This is a genomic window from Ruegeria sp. ABV3_008 (assembly GCF_056161185.1).
Window position 1 is genome coordinate 216,955 of record NZ_JBSWYP010000001.1, and the last position, 17,151, is coordinate 234,105.

Consider the following 17,151-nt stretch of genomic DNA (forward strand, 5'->3'; position numbering starts at 1 on the left):
CCCGTTGTCACCCATTACACCGTTTCGGATTGCCTCCGCTCGGTCGTACCCGCTGCCGGGCGAATGCGGCGTATGAGTTTGTTCCAATGGCTTTTTGTGAGTTTGTCTTCTCAAAAAAAGCCAGCAGCCTGCGACGAAAACAAAGATCGCAATGGTGAGCGTAAGAATTGGTCCAATATCCATACTGAGCACTTGGGCCTGTGGTTGCAAAATTTCAAGCGAGGAGTGGCACGATGCTGATCCTGAATTGCCCCTATTGCGGCGTCGATGCCGAAGAAACTGAACTGGCCGCTGGCGGCGAAGCGCATCTGAAGCGCTTTGGTCCAGGCTCGTCGGATGATGAATTCCACGACTACCTGTTCATGCGTGAGAACCCAAAAGGCGTTCATTTCGAACGTTGGCGCCACGCAAATGGTTGTGGCAAGTGGTTCCACGCGGCGCGCTGCACCAACACGCTTGAGGTGTTCGGCACATATCCGGCCCAGACCACCGAGCCACCGCAAGAGATCAAGGACGCCATCACAGCCAAGCGTCCCGGCTGGACGTGGAGAGAGTTTAAATGATCCGCCCATCCATCCGTAATTTCGCCTGCGAAAGGTCCGCAACATGAGCACCCGTCTCGCAAATCAAGGCCGGCTGATTGACCGGTCGAAACAGGTTACCTTTACCTTCAACGGCACCTCGATGCAGGGCTATGAAGGTGACACGCTTGCCTCTGCCCTGCTGGCCAATGACCAGATGATGATGGGCCGGTCGTTCAAGTATCACCGTCCGCGTGGCGTCGTTGCCAGTGGCGCGGAAGAGCCGAACGCTCTGGTCGGTTTGGGCGAAGGCAACCGGTTTGAACCGAACCAGCGCGCCACCACGACCGAGCTGTTCAACGGTCTGACGTCTGTGTCACAGAACCACTGGCCGAACCTCGAGTTCGACATCGGGTCGATCAACACCCATCTGTCGCGCTTCCTGCCGGCTGGCTTCTACTACAAGATGTTCATCCATCCGAAGCCGTTCTGGAAACACGTCTACGAGCCGTTCATCCGTCAGTCCGCCGGGCTGGGCAAAGCGCCCGACAAGGACAATCGTGATGCAGACACCTATGAGCATTTCTACCACTTCACCGATGTACTGGTGATCGGTGGCGGTGTTGCCGGTCTTCAGGCGGCCAAAACGGCAGCTCAATCCGGTGCCAAGGTCATGCTGATCGAGCAGACTGCGCATTGGGGTGGTCGTGCTCCGGTTGATGGTGGAACGATCGACGGTGAGCCTGTGGATAAGTTCGTGGAACAATTAGTTTCTGAACTCGAAACAATGGACAACGTCATCCTGCGCAATCGCTGCATGGGGGCAGGGGTCTATGACCACGGCTACGTACTGGGTTACGAGCGCCTGACGGACCACACTCCGGGCGTGCAAGGCCCTCGTCACCGCCTGTGGCGTATCCGTGCCAAACAGGTTGTCACAGCAACCGGCGCGATTGAGCGTCCGCTGTCTTTCGCGGGCAACGATGTTCCGGGCGTGATGCTGGCCTCGGCCATGCGGGATTATGTGGTGAACTGGGGCGTGACCCCGGGCGACCGCGTTATCGTTGCGACCAACAATGACGACGCCTATCGCACTGCAATTGCCCTCAAGAAAGCCGGTGTGGATGTTCTACGCGTGGTCGATGCGCGCGCAAGCGCCGGACCTCTGGCGGAAGAGGCGCGTCAGCTAGGCATCCGTGTCGATCCCGGCAAGGCCATCGCCAAGGTCAAGGGCGGCAAGCGCGTCAAAAAAGTTGCGCTGTGCAACCAGGAAGGCATCGGTGGTGCACGGGAGGAGGTCGAATGCGATGCAGTCGCCATGTCGGGCGGCTGGTCTCCGGTTGTTCACATGTGGTCGCATTGCGGCGGCAAGCTGATCTGGGATGAGGCGAACGCCCATTTCCGTCCTAACCCTGAACGTCCTCCGCTGGGTGCAGACGGTGAAGGCTTCGTGATCGCTGCGGGTTCGTCTAACGGTCCTCTGGCTCTCGGTGAAGTTCTGACTGACGCGGATGCCGCAGGTAAAGCGGCGGCCAAGGCGGCCGGTTACAAGGCGAAACGCACCAAGGCTCCCACGGGCGAAACCACGGCCGAGGCTCCTATGGCCGCTGTTTGGCTGATGCCTGCCAACGCCGACATCCAGCTGCGCATGAAATCGTGGTTGGACTTTCAGAACGACGTGAAGGTCTCGGACGTTCAGCTGGCTGCGCGCGAAGGTTATGAAAGCGTCGAACACACCAAGCGTTACACCACGCTGGGTATGGCGACGGATCAGGGTAAGTTGAGCAACATCAACGGCTTGGCGATCCTTGCTGATGCGCTGGATTCCGAGATTCCGAAGGTCGGTACCACGACGTTCCGTCCGCCCTATACGCCTATCTCGCTGGCGTCGATCGGTGGTGAAGCACGTGGTGAGGTGTTCCAGCCGATCCGTCAAACGCCGATGCACAACTGGCACGACCAGAACGGTGCAGACTGGGAGCCGGTCGGCCATTGGCGCCGGACCTATGCCTATGTCCGTCCCGGTGAATCCGTACATGACGCGGTGAATCGCGAGGTAAAGAACACCCGCGAAAACCTTGGCCTGCTGGACGCTTCGACGCTTGGTAAACTGATCGTCAAAGGCCCCGATGCTGGCAAGTTCCTGGACATGATGTACACCAACATGATGTCCACGCTGAAGGTCGGTAAATGCCGCTATGGCCTGATGTGTTCCGAGAACGGCTTCCTGATCGATGACGGTGTTGTTGCCCGCATCGACGAGGACACATGGCTGTGCCACACCACCACCGGCGGTGCCGAGCGCATCCATGGTCACATGGAAGAATGGCTGCAGACCGAGTGGTGGGACTGGAAAGTCTACGTCGCGAACGTCACCGAGCAATATGCTCAGGTCGCGGTGGTTGGCCCCAACGCCCGCAAGGTACTGGAGAAGCTGAACGCCCAAGCCGGTGGCGGCATGGATGTCTCGAAGGAGGCGCTGCCCTTCATGGAATGGCGTGACGGCAAGATCGGCGCGTTCGATGCGCGGGCCTACCGCATCTCGTTCTCGGGTGAGCTGTCCTATGAGATCGCGGTCCCTGCAAGCCAGGGTCAAGCGTTCTGGGACGCTCTGATCGACGCGGGCAAAGAGTTCGGCGTGATGCCTTACGGCACCGAATGTCTGCACATCCTACGGGCCGAGAAGGGCTTTATCATGATCGGCGACGAGACCGACGGCACCGTGATCCCACAGGATCTGGGGCTGCACTGGGCGCTGTCCAAGAAGAAAGAGGACTACCTCGGGAAACGTGCCCATTCGCGGTCCCATATGGCCGATCCGGAGCGTTGGAAACTGGTCGGTCTAGAGACTGTGGATGGATCGGTTCTGCCGGACGGAGCCTATGCGGTGGGCGAGGGTGTCAATGCCAACGGCCAGCGTAACATGATCGGGCGTGTCACCTCGACCTATTACTCGGCCAATCTGGGCAAAGGCATCGCCATGGGTCTGATCAAGCACGGTCCTGACCGCTTGGGCGAGATTGTCGAGTTCCCGGGAACCGATGGCAAAACCTACAAAGCCAAGATCGTCGATCCGATCTTCTACGACAAGGACGGGGAGAAGCAGAATGTCTGAACCCATCAGTGCACTGAACCACGCCAGCTATGACGGTATCGCCAAAGTGGCCGAGGTCGGCCTGCAGGGCATGATCACCCTGCGCGGCGATCTGTCCGACAAGGTGCTGGCCAAGGCGGTCAAGAATGCAACCGGGCAGAAAATGCCCGGTCAGCGTGAGGCGCTGGTCGATGGCGATACCGGCGTATGCTGGATGTCAACCGATGAGCTGCTGGTACTTGTGCCCTATGCTGAGGTCGAGGCCAAACTGGCCGAGATGACCAACGCGCTTGGCGGTACGCATGCGCTTGCCGTCAATGTCTCGGACGCCCGTGCTGTGTTCACAGTCTCGGGCAGCAACGCGCGTGAAGTTCTGGGCAAGGTTGCTCCGGTCGATCTGTCACCTGCGGCTTTCCAACCCGGCCAAATTCGCCGTTCGCGTCTGGCTCAGGTCGCTGGTGCCTTCTGGATGGACGACGCCGAGACCCTACGCGTTGTCTGCTTCCGTTCGGCGGCTGACTATGTGTTCAAACTGCTCAAGGTTGCGGCGCAGCCGGGCAGTGAGGTCGGGGTATACTAACGACCCGACGACTGATGTCAAAAAAGGCTCCGATTTTTTGGCCGGAGCCTTTTGCGTTCTGACTTTACAATTACCAGCTAAGAGTGATCGGAGGCTCTAGCGGCGACCGCTTCAATCATGCAAAAGGATCGTTTGATAGCGATTGAGCGCCGTGGGTTCCAACAGCGCCTGCACCGTCACCGGCTGCCCGTTTTCGTCGCACAGATTGCTATAGAACCGTAGGCTGTCCAGCAGGACTTCCATACGGGAACGCCTGTCTGCCTCTTCCAAAAGCGGCGCATGCAAGGAGAGAAAAAGGGCGGGACGTTTCTGTTTCAGCCAGTCCACAAGCGTGGGCAGGACAAAGAACTCCGCCCCTTCGATATCCATTTTCACCAGCGAGACCCGGCTTAAATCCTGGACAGCCTGGAACTGCTCCCATGCGATTGTCAAAGCATCCGTTCCATGCGCCGCGTCGTGTAAAAGGGAACTGGTGGAATCGCCTGGCTCTCCTCGGGTTGAGGCCATGCGGGCCACTCCGAACTGATCTGACAACGCCACTCCGAAGGCCGAGACATTGCGGATATCGTTCAGGTCCAGGTTCCAGGCCAGATGGCGAAACGCGGTCGGATCGGGTTCAAAACAATACACATGGCGGGCATTGCGCGCACCGTAGAGGACCGTCGGCCCGATCCAAGCGCCGATATCCAGATAGTCGCTTTCCGGGGACAGAAACTGATCGAGAGCGGCGAAGGTCTCAGGCTCCCAATCTCCGGCCGAGGCTTTGCGCCAGAATTTTGAATGGTAGGGATCCAGCCGGAACGCCTGACCATTCAGGTTCCCTGCATAGTATCCGCGGGCGCGGTAAAACATCTTGCGCGCCTGTGTCAGCATCGCGGACCTCCGGGTTTTATTGTCTCGCCCCTTGACCTGCGGCAGTTGCCAAAGCATTTAACCCTTGGGAACCGCAACTTTTATTTTACAGGGGGCCGACATGGCTTTTGAACTTCCTGATCTTCCTTATGCACATGACGCGCTGGCAGCCAAGGGCATGTCCGCCGAAACGCTGGAATATCACCACGACCTGCACCACAAAGCCTATGTCGACAACGGCAACAAGCTGATCGCCGGCACCGAGTGGGACGGCAAGTCGATGGAAGAGATCATCGTAGGGACCTACGACGCAAATGCCGTCGCGCAGAACGGTATCTTCAACAATATCAGCCAGTTGTGGAACCACAACCAGTTCTGGGAGATGATGGGCCCCGGCGAAAGCGCGATGCCTGGCGAGCTTGAAAAAGCGCTGACCGAAAGCTTCGGCTCGGTTGACGAATTCAAGTCGCAGTTCAGCGCGGCTGGCGCTGGTCAGTTCGGCTCGGGCTGGGCATGGCTGGTCAAGAACGCAGACGGCTCGCTGGCCGTGACCAAAACCGAAAACGGCGTGAACCCGCTGTGCTTTGGTCAGACCGCTCTGCTGGGTTGCGACGTGTGGGAGCATTCCTACTACATCGACTTCCGCAACAAGCGTCCGGCTTACCTGTCGAACTTCCTCGACAACCTGGTGAACTGGGAAAACGTCGCGTCGCGCATGTGATCTGAGAGTCCCGTTTGGGCACAAGGGCCTGCTGGCGGAGACGCTGGCAGGCCTTTTTCATTGGCATAGTTTTTATGTGGCGCGGTTGGTCAATCCGCGCAGCAAACCTTGCGGGACCGTCTCAACCGTGACAGTCCTGCTGTAACCAACTGGCAAACCGCCATTTTGACGATTGGACCTCAAGCTTGCGTGGAAACCATCTCCTCGATCACGCGATTCTTCTGGCGGGCGTTGCCTTGATGTGCGGGCCGGTCTGCCTGCTGCTTTGGCAGTTGCTCACGGCCCTTGATCCGCTCGAGCTTTGGGCCTTGGTTCAGCGGGTCTGGCGTGGTGGCCTCAGCAGCGCTGGGATTGGGGCAGGGGCGATGATGTGGAATTCGCTGGTACTGGCCCTTGGCGTTGCCATCTTGAAAAGCGTGATGTCGATGATGGCTGCCTATGCGTTGGTGTTCTTTCGACTGCCCTGTAGCGGATTGATCTACGGCGTGATCCTGATCGCGATGTTCTTTCCGATCGAGACCCGGATCCTGCCGACCTTCGCCGTTGCCAGTGATCTTGGGCTGCTCAATTCCTACGCCGGGATGATCCTGCCGATCACGGCCAGCGGTCTGGGCGTGCTGGTCTTCCGTCAATACATGCGGCAGATCCCAAATGAAGTGATGGAGGCCGCCCAGATGGACGGCGCCGGACCGCTGCGTGTACTGTTTGATATCATTGTCCCACTGTCTCTGCCGATGATCGCGGCTGTATTCGCGATCCTGTTTGTGCTGGGGTGGAACCAGTATGTCTGGCCGATCATGATCACCACCACCAGTCAGGACCATGACACTTTGGTGCGTGGTATGGCTTACTCGGGTTTTGGCGGCACGGCAGGCATGGTTCTGGCGCTTTTGGCGCTGCTGCCACCAGCTATTGTCGTGATCGGGCTGCAGCGATGGCTGATGCGGGGTCTGACCGCAGGCATCCACTAGGTCCGCGATCTGCTCGAACATGAAGCGCAGGTGAAAACTTGCCGATACGTCAAGTTTCGGTATGAGACGGGATTGTACCGGGTCCGCCAGTGCTTAAGTAAATACAGCGGTGGGAGAGAGCCGCACTCATTGGAAGCACAAGCAAACACCGCGCCAGAACGCTCTGACCGCGAAGCAAAGAACTTGTGCCCAATACATGAGGGATAGCCATGGAAACCACTACGGGAGAGCATAATGGCTGCACTTGAACAGGGAACCTGGGTTGTTATCGCGGATGGGGAAAAGGCACTGTTCGTCGAGAACATCACCGATGCCGAAGACCCCAATCTGGTTGTTGTTTCGGTTGAGGAGCAAGAATCTCACGACCGCCCCACTGACAGGGCCGGTCGGCGGTCTGATCCGGGGCCGAACCAGAAATCGGCGGTTGAGGAGCCAGACTGGAAATCCCATGCGAAATCGCTGTTCGTGCAGGACCTCGCCAATCTTCTGAACCGCAAGGGTTTGAAAGGCAAATTCAGCAGGCTTGTACTGGTGGCCAGCCCGCACGTTCTGGGCCTGCTGCGGCGCAGGCTGCATAGTGAGGTGCTGGCCAAAGTCGTGGCCGAGGTGGACAAAACCCTGACCAACCACCCGCTTCACAAGGTCGAACAGGTGCTGAAACAGCGCCTTCGCCCTGCGCCACGTCTGGCGTGAATGAAAACGGGCGGCTTCAGCCGCCCATACATCTGCCTACCGCAAAGCGGCGATGGCCGCGTCCGCATCCTCGACCCAAGTCACGAAACTTGATAGAGATTGATCGGCAAAGCCTTGTTCGATCACCTGTTCCAGAAGGTCGCGGAGCTTGTCCCAGTAGCCCCCCACATTCACCACCACAATCTGCTTGTCATGCAGGCCCAACTGCCGCCATGTCAGGGCCTCGAATAACTCATCCAGTGATCCCGGCCCTCCGGGCAGTACCACGACGGCATCCGCATTCATGATCATGACTTTCTTGCGCTCGTGCATCGTCTCGGTGATCACGTAATGCGTCAGGTCGCTTTTGCCGACTTCGCGCTGGACCAGATGCACCGGGATAACGCCGAAGGTCTCACCCCCGGCAGATTGCGTAGCCCGCGCAACCTCCCCCATCAGACCCACATCTCCGGCCCCGTAAACCAACCGCCAGCCCTCCTGCGCCAGCGCGGTTCCCAACTGCTTGGCCGCATCAGAATAGGCGGGATTGGTGCCATTGCGTGACCCGCAATACACACAGACGGATTTCTGGGACATGACAGGTGCGCTCCGGGCTTGTTTCAGACGTTTTGACCCCTGATAGCGAGATTGATAGGTTGGCTCAACTGTCCGCCGGAACACGAGTCACTCACATCAGTTTCGCGGCGGAATGAAAGGGAAAGAATGAACGGCACATCGGGAAGCGGAAGCTCGGGCAGCTTCATCTGGGGGCTGCTTGTCGGCCTTGTAGCAATTCTTGCGGCCGGTGGTCTGTATTTGTCAGGTGTGTTTTCAAGCAGTTCCGAACCCGTGCAGGAACAGGTTGGGGTGGCAGAGGAAGCTCCTGCCCCTGAGGTTGCACCGGAAGAGGAGGCCTCGCAGGAGTCCGCACCCGAGCCAGAGGTGGCTATCGCCGAAGCCGAGGCTGAGAAACCTGCCGCAGAAGAACCCGAAGCCCAGCCCGAAGAAGTTGCAGTTGAGGCTACCCTTTCGACACCTCCGGCGTTGGACCAGATTTTCGTGTCGCCGGACGGTAGCGCGTTGCTGTCGGGTGAGGCAGAGCCGGGCAGCGAGGTTGATGTGGTGCTGAACGGTGAGGTTGTGCATCAGTTTTCTGTCGATGAAACGGGTGAGTTCGCCGAATTCGTTGCGGTCCCGTTCAGCGATGGTCCGCGCGGCCTTGTTCTGCAGTCGACCGATGGGGATGAAACCGTTCGATCTGACGACTATCTGATCGCAGCCCTGCCAGAACCCGCCCCCGAGGAGCCAGCGCCAACGGTTGAGGAAACGTCCTCGGAACCGGAAGTTGCTGAAGATCCCGAGCCTGAGGCGGAAGGTACGACTGTGGCAAATGTTGAGCCCGAACAGTCGAGGGAAACCGCAGACGCTGGTACGGAAGCTGAGGACGCCAGTACGGAAACTGCAGACGCGGGCACAGAAGCCGAGGGCACCGTTACAGAAACTGCAGATGCCGGTGCCGAAACCCAGAACACTGGTGCGGATACAGAAGAGGCCGTTGCTGAGGCTGAATTGGCCCCGGAAGAAGAAACCGAAACCCCTGCTGAAAATCAACAGGTCGCCATCCTGCGTTCAGGCGAGGATGGGGTAGAGCTGGTGCAATCCCCGTCCGAAGAGAACTCCGCGCCCGAGCAGGTTGAGCTGGACACAATCGGCTATTCAGACACCGGCGATGTGCAACTGACAGGCCGTCTCAACGAAGGATCGGCTGTACGTATATACCTCAACAACCGTCTGGTGGCGGATGTGACTCCACAAGAGGATGGCAATTGGCGGGGCGACCTCGAAGGGATCGACCCCGGCGTCTACACCCTGCGAGTGGACGAGGTGCATTCCGACGGCACAGTCCTGAGCCGGGTTGAAACGCCTTTCAAACGTGAACCCGTCGAGGTGTTGCAGGCGGCCGAGGCGCAAACCTCGGAGCAACCGCAGGAAACCCCTGCGCCGATCCGGTCGGTCACGGTTCAAGCGGGCGACACCCTGTGGGCCATCTCGCGTGAGCGATTCGGAGACGGCGTGCTATATGTCCGCCTGTTCGATGCCAACCGCGAGCTGATCCGCGACCCGGACCTGATTTTCCCGGGGCAGGTGTTCACCATTCCTGAATAAGCTCAGGCTCTGGCCTTTCTCGGGCCGGAGCCCATATTGCACTTCACACTAGGCAGGTAATGCGACGTATGCCCCCCATGACATCGGACGAATTGGCCGGAATTGACGAGCGCCGCTCTGGCTGGCGGACGATCCGCAAGGTTGCGCCATATATGTGGCCTGAGGATGAGCCATGGGTGAAGCGCCGAGTTGTGATTGCCATGGCGATGCTGGTGTTGGCCAAGCTGATCGCTGTTTATACGCCGATCCTTTACAAAGGTGCGGTGGACGGTCTGGCGGGCGAGGGCGTGCCCCCTCTGGCCCTTGGCGCGGTGGGGCTGACCGTGGCCTATGGTGTCGCCCGGATGATGACTGTGGGCTTTCAGCAATTGCGCGATGCAGCCTTTGCCCCCGTGGGCCAAAGGGCCTTGCGTGCGCTCGCGTTGGAGACCTTTCAGCATATCCATCAACTGTCCATGCGCTATCACGTGGGGCGCCGAACCGGGGGTCTCAGCCGGATCATTGAACGCGGGGTCAAGGGCGTCGAGTTCCTTCTTCGGTTCCTGCTGTTTTCCATCGGACCGCTGATCCTGGAGCTGCTGCTTGTCGCAATCATCCTGATGTGGCTGTTCGATGTCTGGTATCTGGTCGTCGTGGCTGTCACAATCGCGCTTTACATCTGGTTCACCTTTGCCGTCACCGAATGGCGCGTGAAGCTGCGCCGCGAGATGAATGATCAGGATACAGAGGCGAACCAACGCGCCATCGACAGCCTGTTGAATTTCGAAACTGTCAAGTATTTCAATGCCGAACAGCGTGAAGCGAACCGGTATGACGTGTCGATGAAAGCCTATGCGGGGGCGGCCTTGAAAACCGCCTATTCTCTGGCCTTCCTGAATTTTGGGCAGTCTTTCCTGATCACCTGCGGCCTGATCGGAGTGATGGTCCTGGCCGCGATTGGGGTTCAGAACGGCACGCTCACGGTTGGCGATTTCGTCATGGTGAATGCCTACATGATCCAGATCACCGTGCCTTTGAACTTTCTGGGCACCGTGTATCGAGAGATTCGGCAAGCACTTGTCGATATGGGCCAGATGTTCGACCTGCTGGAACAGCCCGCCGAGGTGAAAGACAAGCCGGACGCTCCGGACCTGAAGGTCAATGGAGGCGAGGTGACCCTGCAGAATGTGCGCTTTGGTTATGATCCGGAGCGCGAGATCCTCAAAGGAGTATCGCTGTCGGTGCCTGCAGGGCAGACCGTCGCCATTGTCGGCGCGACGGGGTCCGGGAAATCCACCATCGGGCGGTTGTTGTTCCGGTTTTACGACGTGACCGGCGGGGCGTTGAAAATCGATGGCCAGGACGTGCGGGATGTGGCTCAGACCAGCCTTCACGCGGCCATCGGCGTTGTGCCGCAGGACACGGTGTTGTTCAACGACACCATCCGCTACAACATTGCCTATGGCCGTGATGGCGCAACGCAGGACGATGTGGAAGAGGCCGCGCGTGCAGCACAAATCCACGATTTCATCGCCTCTCTGCCCGAAGGATATGACACCAAGGTGGGTGAGCGTGGGCTCAAGCTGTCAGGCGGAGAAAAGCAGCGTGTCGGCATCGCGCGGACGCTGCTCAAGAACCCGCCTATCCTACTGCTGGACGAGGCGACTTCGGCCCTCGACACCGATACTGAGCAGGAGATCAAGGATGCTCTGGCCCGAGCTGGCGAAGGGCGGACCGTGATCACCATCGCGCACCGTCTGAGCACGATTGCCGAGGCCGACCAGATTGTGGTTCTGGAAAGCGGTGAGATCATCGAACAGGGCACCCATGATGCGTTGTTGGCGCGCGAAGGTCGCTACGCCCAATTGTGGAGCCGCCAGCAGGCCGACACACAGGCTGCCTAAGATTTTCTGTTTGACGCGACTCGTCCACTGGTTGAAACCCCAACTAGCGCAGTATCGCGTCAGGTTTGGTTTTGCCATCGAACAGGAAAGAGCAAAGAATGAAGAAAATCGTCACTTCCTTGACACTCGGTTTGATACTCGCGGCATCTGCCGCGTCCGCCGAAGATCTGGAGTTTCTGCTGGTTAATGAAACCAGCGCGGATCTGGTCGAATTCAATGTCTCCCCCGCGTCATCCGGCAGTTGGGAGGGGAATCTTCTGCAGGATGGATACCTCGCACCAGACTATGAGATCGATGTTTTGATCGCGGATGGGCTTGTGACCTGCGTCTATGATATTCGCGGCGTGTTTGATGACGGCAGCGCGGTTGAGGACTACGACCTGGACCTGTGCGATCTGGGCGAATACGCGTTCTCGGAATAGAAAAACGTTTGAAGAAACAAAAATGGCGGGCCTTTGGCTCGCCATTTTTGTTGGTTACTCGGCTGCTTTTAGCGGTGACCCGGGCGGGATGGTCGGGTGATCCTCTTCCGTCCCTGTCGCCTGCTCGGGCCGAGGCGCCGGCTGCTCGTCCCAGACAATCTCGGTTGCTTGCGCGGCCCGAGCGCTTTGGCCGATGGCCATGTCCTGTGCAATCTGGCTGGACCGGCCTGCTGTGACTCGCGCCAGAAGTTTGCCCAGCCAGATGGCATAGGTTGTCACCCAGACTCGGAGAGCTAGCATCGATGGGGTCACGATCAGGGTCAGCACGGTGGCGATGCCGAGGCCAAAGACCACGGCGGTGGCCAGCTGTTTCCACCATAGTGCAGTGGGGCTGTCGATAGTGTAGCCGCCGTTGATGAAGTCAAGCGACAGGCCAAACATCATTGGTGTCAGACCGGCCATTGTGGTCAGCGTTGTCAGCAGAACGGGGCGAATCCGAGCCTCAGCCGTACGCACGATCGCGTCGATCCGCGGCATGTAGCGGCTGTACTCCTGATAGGTGTCGATGAGAACAATGTTGTTGTTCACAACGATCCCTGCCAAAGCGACGATCCCCGTACCGGTCATGATGATCGAGAAGGGTTGCTCCATCACCAGCATCCCGATCAGAACGCCGGTTGTGGAAAGTACAACTGCCAGCAAAACCAGAACCGAGTTGTAGAAGCTGTTGAACTGCGCCAGCAGGATTACGAACATCAGCCCCAAGGCCGCCAGAAACGCGCTGGACAGGAACGCCTGGCTTTCCGCCTGTTCTTCCTGATCACCGGTCCATTCCCATGTGATCGAAGGGTCGAACGGGTTGGTGTTCAGCCATTCAGTCAGGACGGCGATACGCTCGTTGGGATTGATCGGCGCGATGCTGGCTTCACCATTTTCAACGGCGGTGCGCAGCTCCTCGGTTGTCTCAGCCCCGGTCAATTGCACCAGATCGTATTGCTTGCCATTGGGCGCTGTGATCGCTGCAGAGGACGGCTCAGCTCCATCCGCAATCGCGCGCAGAACGGCCAAGCGCTTTTCGCCATCGTCGGGTCCAGCGACCACCGCTTTGCTCAGGCCAGCTTCGACATCGGCTTTGACGTCATAATAACGTTCCTGATCAACACGGTTGATTTCGGCCAGTTTGGCGACCGGCTGACGGGTGACAAAGTTGGACAAGGGTACGAGGCCGTCCGCCGTCCGCACCTTCAGCGTGTCCAGCGTTGACAAGACACGGTCCTCTTCGGGCAGGCGGACACGGATCTCGATCTCTTCATCCGTGGTGTCGGGGCGCATTTCGCCCAGAAGGATGCCGCGTGTGACCAGCTGTACCATGGCCCCGACGGTGGCCACGTCTGCGCCAAATCGGCCTGCCTTGGCGACGTCAACGTCGATCTGCCAGTCGATTCCGGGCAGGGGCAGGGTGTCTTCTATCTTGATCAGGCCGGGGGTCGTGTCGAAAACCTCTCGGGCGGCGACAGTAGCAGCAGTCAGCGGCTCCCACCCGTCGCCCTTGATCCGCAGATGCACGGGCTTGGCTGAGGCGGGGCCTTGTTCCAGCGCCAGAATCTCAACCTCGAAACCGGGCAGCTCGGCCAGTTGGGTGTTCAGTTCTTCCAGAACATAGTCGCCATCATATTCGGGGGCGATGAAATGCCGATCAAACAGCCCGCCCAGAATAGGTTCAGAGACGTTGGGGCGGTCTTCCCATGGGATGATTTCGAACTGGACGCGTCCAACCGTGTCTGCCGGGTCTTGCGCGCCGCCATTATTCTGGGTCAGCCCACCTTCGCCCGCGAACGAGAAGACGTTGATCACGGCCGGGTGCGCGGCAATCACCTGTTCGGCGGCCAGCACCATGGCGTCTTTTTCCATCAACGAAAGGTTGCCCCGCGCGCGAACGTAAGCGGTAGCCTGTTCAGGCTCGCTTTCGACGAAGAACTCGACGCCTCGGTTGTTTTCGCCGAACACCGAGATCACCGTCATCACAGCCATGATAACGGCAGCGATCGAGACAATCGGCATCACCGGATTGCCCACTAGGAACTTGATGACATAGCCGAAGGGCGTGTGTTCCTTGGCCGTGTGAACCTTGGTATCGGGTTTGCGCTCGATCCGGGCCGCGCCTAGCGTGACCGATCCGGCGAAAGCTCCAAGGATCATCAGAACGGCCCCGAGGAGCGAACCACCATCCTCGACCAGATAAGAGGGGTTAAGGACCTGCATCGCGCCGAGGAAGACCAAATAGAAGGACGGGGGTACCAGAACGGCGCGCAGCCACCATGGCGTACGACCACGCAACCAGTCAGAAGCACGGTCGAAAATTCGGCTCAACCGGCCCGAGACGCCGCCCATAACTGGCAGGTAGATCAGGGCCACGATCAGCGACGCGGAGAGAACAAAGATCAGCGTGACCGGTAGCATGCCCATGAACTCACCCGGAATACCGGGCCAGAACAGCATCGGCAAGAAGGCACAGAGTGTCGTGGCCGTGGAGGAGACGATGGGCCAGAACATGCGCTGCGCCGCCTCGACATAGGCATGCATCGGGCCGACGCCCTCTTTGATGCGCTTGTCCGCATATTCGACCACAACGATCGCGCCATCCACCAGCATACCAACGGCCAAGATCAGACCGAACATCACGATGTTCGAAATGCTGACCCCCATGACCGCGAGAAAGGCAAAGCACAGTAGGAACGAGGTCGGAATCGCAAAGCCCACCAAAAGCGCCGCCCGCGACCCCAGCGAGGCCAGAACCACGATCATCACCAGCGCAATCGCCGTCAGGACCGAGCCCTCCAACTGGCTGACCATGGATCCAACGATCCGGCTTTGGTCGTTCGATGTGCCCACGTCCACCGCAGCCTGCAATTCGGCGGGCCACTTGGTTTGCGCTTCGGCAATCGTGGCTTTGACCTGCTCGACCGTATCGATCAGGTTGAAGCCCTTACGCTTCACCACCTGCAACGCGACGGTTGGCACATTGTCGAACCGGGCCGTGCCTTCACGATCCTCAAACGTGTAGTTGATTTCGGCCAATTCACCCAGCGTGACGACCCGGTCGCCGTTGACCTTGATGGGCAAGCCGTACACGTCCTGCGCGGTTTTGAAGGACGATGGGATCTTGACCGAAAAAGCACCTTGAGCGCTGTCCACTTCGCCCGCTGCGATCAACTGGTTGTTGTTTTGCACAACCGTGATCAGCTCATTGGCGGTGACGTTGTAGGCCTCAAGACGCAATGGGTCGATGATGACCTCAAGTAGCTCATCGCGATTGCCTGCGATCCCGGCTTCAAGCACGGAATCAAGCGCTTCGATGTCGTCTTGCAGGTCCTTGGCGATGCGCGCCATGGTCCGTTCAGGCACCGCGCCGGTTAGGTTGACGATGACGATGGGGAACTCGGAAAAGTTCAACTCGCTCAGCGAGTATTGCTCGGCCCCGTCAGGGAACTCGGCCTGTGCGCTATTCATCGCGTCGCGGACATCGGCGGTGATCGCGGTCTTGTCCCAGCCGAATTCGAACTCAAGGAACAGGCCTGCATATCCCTCGGCGGCGGTCGCGGTCATCTCTTTGAGACCGTCCAAATCTGCCAGCTCGGTCTCCATCGGTTTGACCAGCAGGTTCTCAGAATCCTCTGCCGAGATTCCGGGGAAAACGACCGACACGAAAAGGGCAGGGACCTCGATATCCGGCTCGCCCTCTTTTGGTAGATTGACATAGGCAAACCCGCCGATGACCAGCGAAATCAGGATGAAAGCCAGAACCATGCGGGCCCGGTCGGCGGCCCAGCTGACGATACCCGTCATTGCGTGACCTCCTGATAGGTCGGGTTCACGGTGACGCCTTTGACGACGAATTCCTGCCCGACCACGATGATGTCCGTGGTTTCAGGCAGACCGTCGATCCAAACGCCCTCGGCCGTGTCGCGCAACACGCGGACCGGCATGAAATCGACCACATCGCCCGCGCCGACGGTGCGCACGCCCAACTGCCCTTCATTGCTGAGGGTCAGAGCCGATTGCGGCAGCAGATGCGCCTTGGCCCCTTCGGCCGAGATACGGATTGTCGCTGTCTGGCCATCGCGAATAGTCAGGTCTTCGTTCGGTACGGTGATCTCGACCTCAAAGGTGCGGGTCGTCTCATCTGCCGAACGGCTGAGGAAGGTTACGCGGCCTTCGACCTGACGACCGGTGACCAGTTGGGCCGAGGCCAGCGCCCCGACCTGAACGCGGTTAACTTCGGTCTCGGGCACGAAGCCAACAAGCTTGATCGGGTCCAGCTGGATGATCGTGGCGCAGAGCGTTCCCGGCTGCATCAGGCTGCCCAATTCAGCGGTGTCGCTTTCCAGCAGGCCCTGAAACGGGGCCTCAATCGTCAGCCGATCCATTTCACGTTGGGCAGCTTCAACCTCGGCAGCGGCGGATTCGATTCCGGCGCGGGTGGCTTCCAACCCGGCTTCAGCCGATTTGATGCCTGCTTCGGCGCTGCTCATCGCGGCCTCGGAGGAGACGCGGCGAGTTTCCGAGCCAAAGCCCGTCTCGGACAGTTTGCGGGCCGCTTTCAGGTTGATATCGGCCTCGGCCACAAGGGCATGTGCTTCTTCCAGACGCGCCTCTGCCTCGGGGATGCGGCTTTCGGCCTCAAGCTTGCCTGCCTTCGCTTCGGCTAGGCTGGCGGGGCGGGTGCCGGGATCAAGCTCACACAGCAGATCGCCCGCCTCAACAAAGGCGCCGCGGCGCTTGGGTTCCGAAATCACGGTCGAGGTCGTCTCGGCCAGCACTTCGACCTGACGGTTGGCTTTTGTCTGGCCGCGCAGCAGGACGGCGCTGTCAATCTCGCGCGCGACCGAGCGCAGGGCGACCACGCGCACAGCATTTTCATTGGCTAGCGAAACAACCGCCTCTTCGGTCTCTGATGGGGTGCTTTCCTCTACGTCACCTCGGCCTGCAAAGGCGAACAGCGCGTCACGCTCAAAAACAAGGAAATACAGCGCGACAATCACCAAGGCTGCATTGATGAATGAAATCAGACGCATAAAGCTGGTCTCCTTAAAAAATTCGCCGGCTTAGTCCGGGTTAGTATAGTGAAAGATGGGCGTCGGCTTGTGTATTTTCTACGCTAAACTGATTAGTTCGGTTTATTTTTTTTGGCAAGGGCACACGCAGTCAGCGGAATTGTGCAAAATCCGGCCCTTGGCTTGGCCGTAGCGCCGGGGTATGACATGGCCCA

13 protein-coding genes are annotated in these 17,151 nt (G+C 59.1%); 9 read left to right on the forward strand and 4 right to left on the reverse strand.

All coding sequences use genetic code 11. The features are described from left to right. Nucleotides 1-233: 233 nt before the first annotated feature. Genes ACXAH8_RS01075 through ACXAH8_RS01085 form a run of 3 tightly spaced genes read left to right on the forward strand, consistent with a single transcriptional unit; the run spans nucleotide 234 to nucleotide 4,195 of the window. Nucleotides 234-563, forward strand: a complete 330-nt coding sequence (locus ACXAH8_RS01075; RefSeq protein WP_170374095.1) for a sarcosine oxidase subunit delta — start codon at nucleotides 234-236, stop codon at nucleotides 561-563. Between the two features lie 43 nt (nucleotides 564-606). Further along, nucleotides 607-3,636, forward strand: coding sequence for a sarcosine oxidase subunit alpha family protein (locus ACXAH8_RS01080; RefSeq protein ID WP_475215382.1), 3,030 nt, complete (start codon nucleotides 607-609; stop codon nucleotides 3,634-3,636). Beyond that, nucleotides 3,629-4,195, forward strand: a complete 567-nt coding sequence (locus ACXAH8_RS01085; RefSeq protein ID WP_475215384.1) for a sarcosine oxidase subunit gamma — start codon at nucleotides 3,629-3,631, stop codon at nucleotides 4,193-4,195. Before ACXAH8_RS01080 ends, ACXAH8_RS01085 begins: the two co-directional genes overlap by 8 nt. Before the next feature lie 111 nt (nucleotides 4,196-4,306). On the opposite strand, the gene ACXAH8_RS01090 is transcribed toward ACXAH8_RS01085, so the two are convergent. After that, the gene (locus ACXAH8_RS01090) at nucleotides 4,307-5,068 is read right to left on the reverse strand and encodes an FkbM family methyltransferase (RefSeq protein ID WP_475215386.1); all 762 of its coding nucleotides are present in this window, start codon (nucleotides 5,066-5,068) and stop codon (nucleotides 4,307-4,309) included. Between the two features lie 100 nt (nucleotides 5,069-5,168). Between ACXAH8_RS01090 and ACXAH8_RS01095 the strand changes: the two genes are divergently transcribed. From ACXAH8_RS01095 to ACXAH8_RS01105, 3 genes are all read left to right on the forward strand, one after another. Beyond that, on the forward strand, nucleotides 5,169-5,768 hold the full coding sequence (locus tag ACXAH8_RS01095; protein WP_170552937.1) for a superoxide dismutase: 600 nt from the start codon (nucleotides 5,169-5,171) through the stop codon (nucleotides 5,766-5,768). A 185-nt stretch (nucleotides 5,769-5,953) separates the two neighbouring features. Then, on the forward strand, nucleotides 5,954-6,739 hold the full coding sequence (locus ACXAH8_RS01100; RefSeq protein ID WP_475215389.1) for an ABC transporter permease subunit: 786 nt from the start codon (nucleotides 5,954-5,956) through the stop codon (nucleotides 6,737-6,739). A 234-nt stretch (nucleotides 6,740-6,973) separates the two neighbouring features. After that, nucleotides 6,974-7,432 carry a host attachment family protein gene (locus ACXAH8_RS01105; protein WP_170700291.1) on the forward strand — a complete coding sequence of 153 codons (459 nt, stop codon included), beginning with the start codon at nucleotides 6,974-6,976 and terminating at the stop codon, nucleotides 7,430-7,432. A gap of 36 nt (nucleotides 7,433-7,468) precedes the next feature. Here ACXAH8_RS01105 and ACXAH8_RS01110 read toward each other — a convergent pair whose 3' ends face one another. After that, nucleotides 7,469-8,008 (reverse strand): LOG family protein, encoded by a 540-nt coding sequence (locus tag ACXAH8_RS01110; protein WP_475215391.1) that lies wholly within the window; start codon nucleotides 8,006-8,008, stop codon nucleotides 7,469-7,471. A 126-nt stretch (nucleotides 8,009-8,134) separates the two neighbouring features. On the opposite strand from ACXAH8_RS01110, the gene ACXAH8_RS01115 reads away from it, so the two are divergent. The 3 genes from ACXAH8_RS01115 to ACXAH8_RS01125 all read left to right on the forward strand — a co-directional run bounded on the left by ACXAH8_RS01115 (nucleotide 8,135) and on the right by ACXAH8_RS01125 (nucleotide 11,882). After that, nucleotides 8,135-9,577 (forward strand): LysM peptidoglycan-binding domain-containing protein, encoded by a 1,443-nt coding sequence (locus ACXAH8_RS01115; RefSeq protein WP_475215393.1) that lies wholly within the window; start codon nucleotides 8,135-8,137, stop codon nucleotides 9,575-9,577. A gap of 77 nt (nucleotides 9,578-9,654) precedes the next feature. Then, a complete protein-coding gene (locus tag ACXAH8_RS01120) occupies nucleotides 9,655-11,460 on the forward strand; it encodes an ABCB family ABC transporter ATP-binding protein/permease (RefSeq protein ID WP_475215394.1) in 1,806 nt (601 codons plus the stop codon). A 98-nt stretch (nucleotides 11,461-11,558) separates the two neighbouring features. Then, nucleotides 11,559-11,882: a hypothetical protein gene (locus tag ACXAH8_RS01125; protein ID WP_475215395.1), complete on the forward strand. Its 324-nt coding sequence runs from the start codon at nucleotides 11,559-11,561 to the stop codon at nucleotides 11,880-11,882. Between the two features lie 54 nt (nucleotides 11,883-11,936). Here the strand turns inward: ACXAH8_RS01125 and ACXAH8_RS01130 are convergent, their stop codons facing one another. Both ACXAH8_RS01130 and ACXAH8_RS01135 read right to left on the reverse strand, forming a co-directional pair. Further along, the gene (locus ACXAH8_RS01130; RefSeq protein ID WP_475215397.1) at nucleotides 11,937-15,728 is read right to left on the reverse strand and encodes an efflux RND transporter permease subunit; all 3,792 of its coding nucleotides are present in this window, start codon (nucleotides 15,726-15,728) and stop codon (nucleotides 11,937-11,939) included. Continuing rightward, nucleotides 15,725-16,957, reverse strand: a complete 1,233-nt coding sequence (locus ACXAH8_RS01135; protein ID WP_475215398.1) for an efflux RND transporter periplasmic adaptor subunit — start codon at nucleotides 16,955-16,957, stop codon at nucleotides 15,725-15,727. The genes ACXAH8_RS01130 and ACXAH8_RS01135 overlap by 4 nt, the downstream gene beginning before the upstream one ends. Nucleotides 16,958-17,151 lie beyond the last annotated feature (194 nt).

Bases quoted from the DNA above. Each gene is read 5' to 3' on its own strand.
- ACXAH8_RS01095 (WP_170552937.1), top strand. From the start codon at position 5,169: ATGGCTTTTGAACTTCCTGATCTTCCTTATGCACATGACGCGCTGGCA.
- ACXAH8_RS01090 (WP_475215386.1), bottom strand. From the start codon at position 5,068: ATGCTGACACAGGCGCGCAAGATGTTTTACCGCGCCCGCGGATACTAT.
- ACXAH8_RS01080 (WP_475215382.1), top strand. From the start codon at position 607: ATGAGCACCCGTCTCGCAAATCAAGGCCGGCTGATTGACCGGTCGAAA.
- ACXAH8_RS01085 (WP_475215384.1), top strand. From the start codon at position 3,629: ATGTCTGAACCCATCAGTGCACTGAACCACGCCAGCTATGACGGTATC.
- ACXAH8_RS01105 (WP_170700291.1), top strand. From the start codon at position 6,974: ATGGCTGCACTTGAACAGGGAACCTGGGTTGTTATCGCGGATGGGGAA.
- ACXAH8_RS01135 (WP_475215398.1), bottom strand. From the start codon at position 16,957: ATGCGTCTGATTTCATTCATCAATGCAGCCTTGGTGATTGTCGCGCTG.
- ACXAH8_RS01125 (WP_475215395.1), top strand. From the start codon at position 11,559: ATGAAGAAAATCGTCACTTCCTTGACACTCGGTTTGATACTCGCGGCA.
- ACXAH8_RS01110 (WP_475215391.1), bottom strand. From the start codon at position 8,008: ATGTCCCAGAAATCCGTCTGTGTGTATTGCGGGTCACGCAATGGCACC.
- ACXAH8_RS01115 (WP_475215393.1), top strand. From the start codon at position 8,135: ATGAACGGCACATCGGGAAGCGGAAGCTCGGGCAGCTTCATCTGGGGG.
- ACXAH8_RS01075 (WP_170374095.1), top strand. From the start codon at position 234: ATGCTGATCCTGAATTGCCCCTATTGCGGCGTCGATGCCGAAGAAACT.
- ACXAH8_RS01120 (WP_475215394.1), top strand. From the start codon at position 9,655: ATGACATCGGACGAATTGGCCGGAATTGACGAGCGCCGCTCTGGCTGG.
- ACXAH8_RS01130 (WP_475215397.1), bottom strand. From the start codon at position 15,728: ATGACGGGTATCGTCAGCTGGGCCGCCGACCGGGCCCGCATGGTTCTG.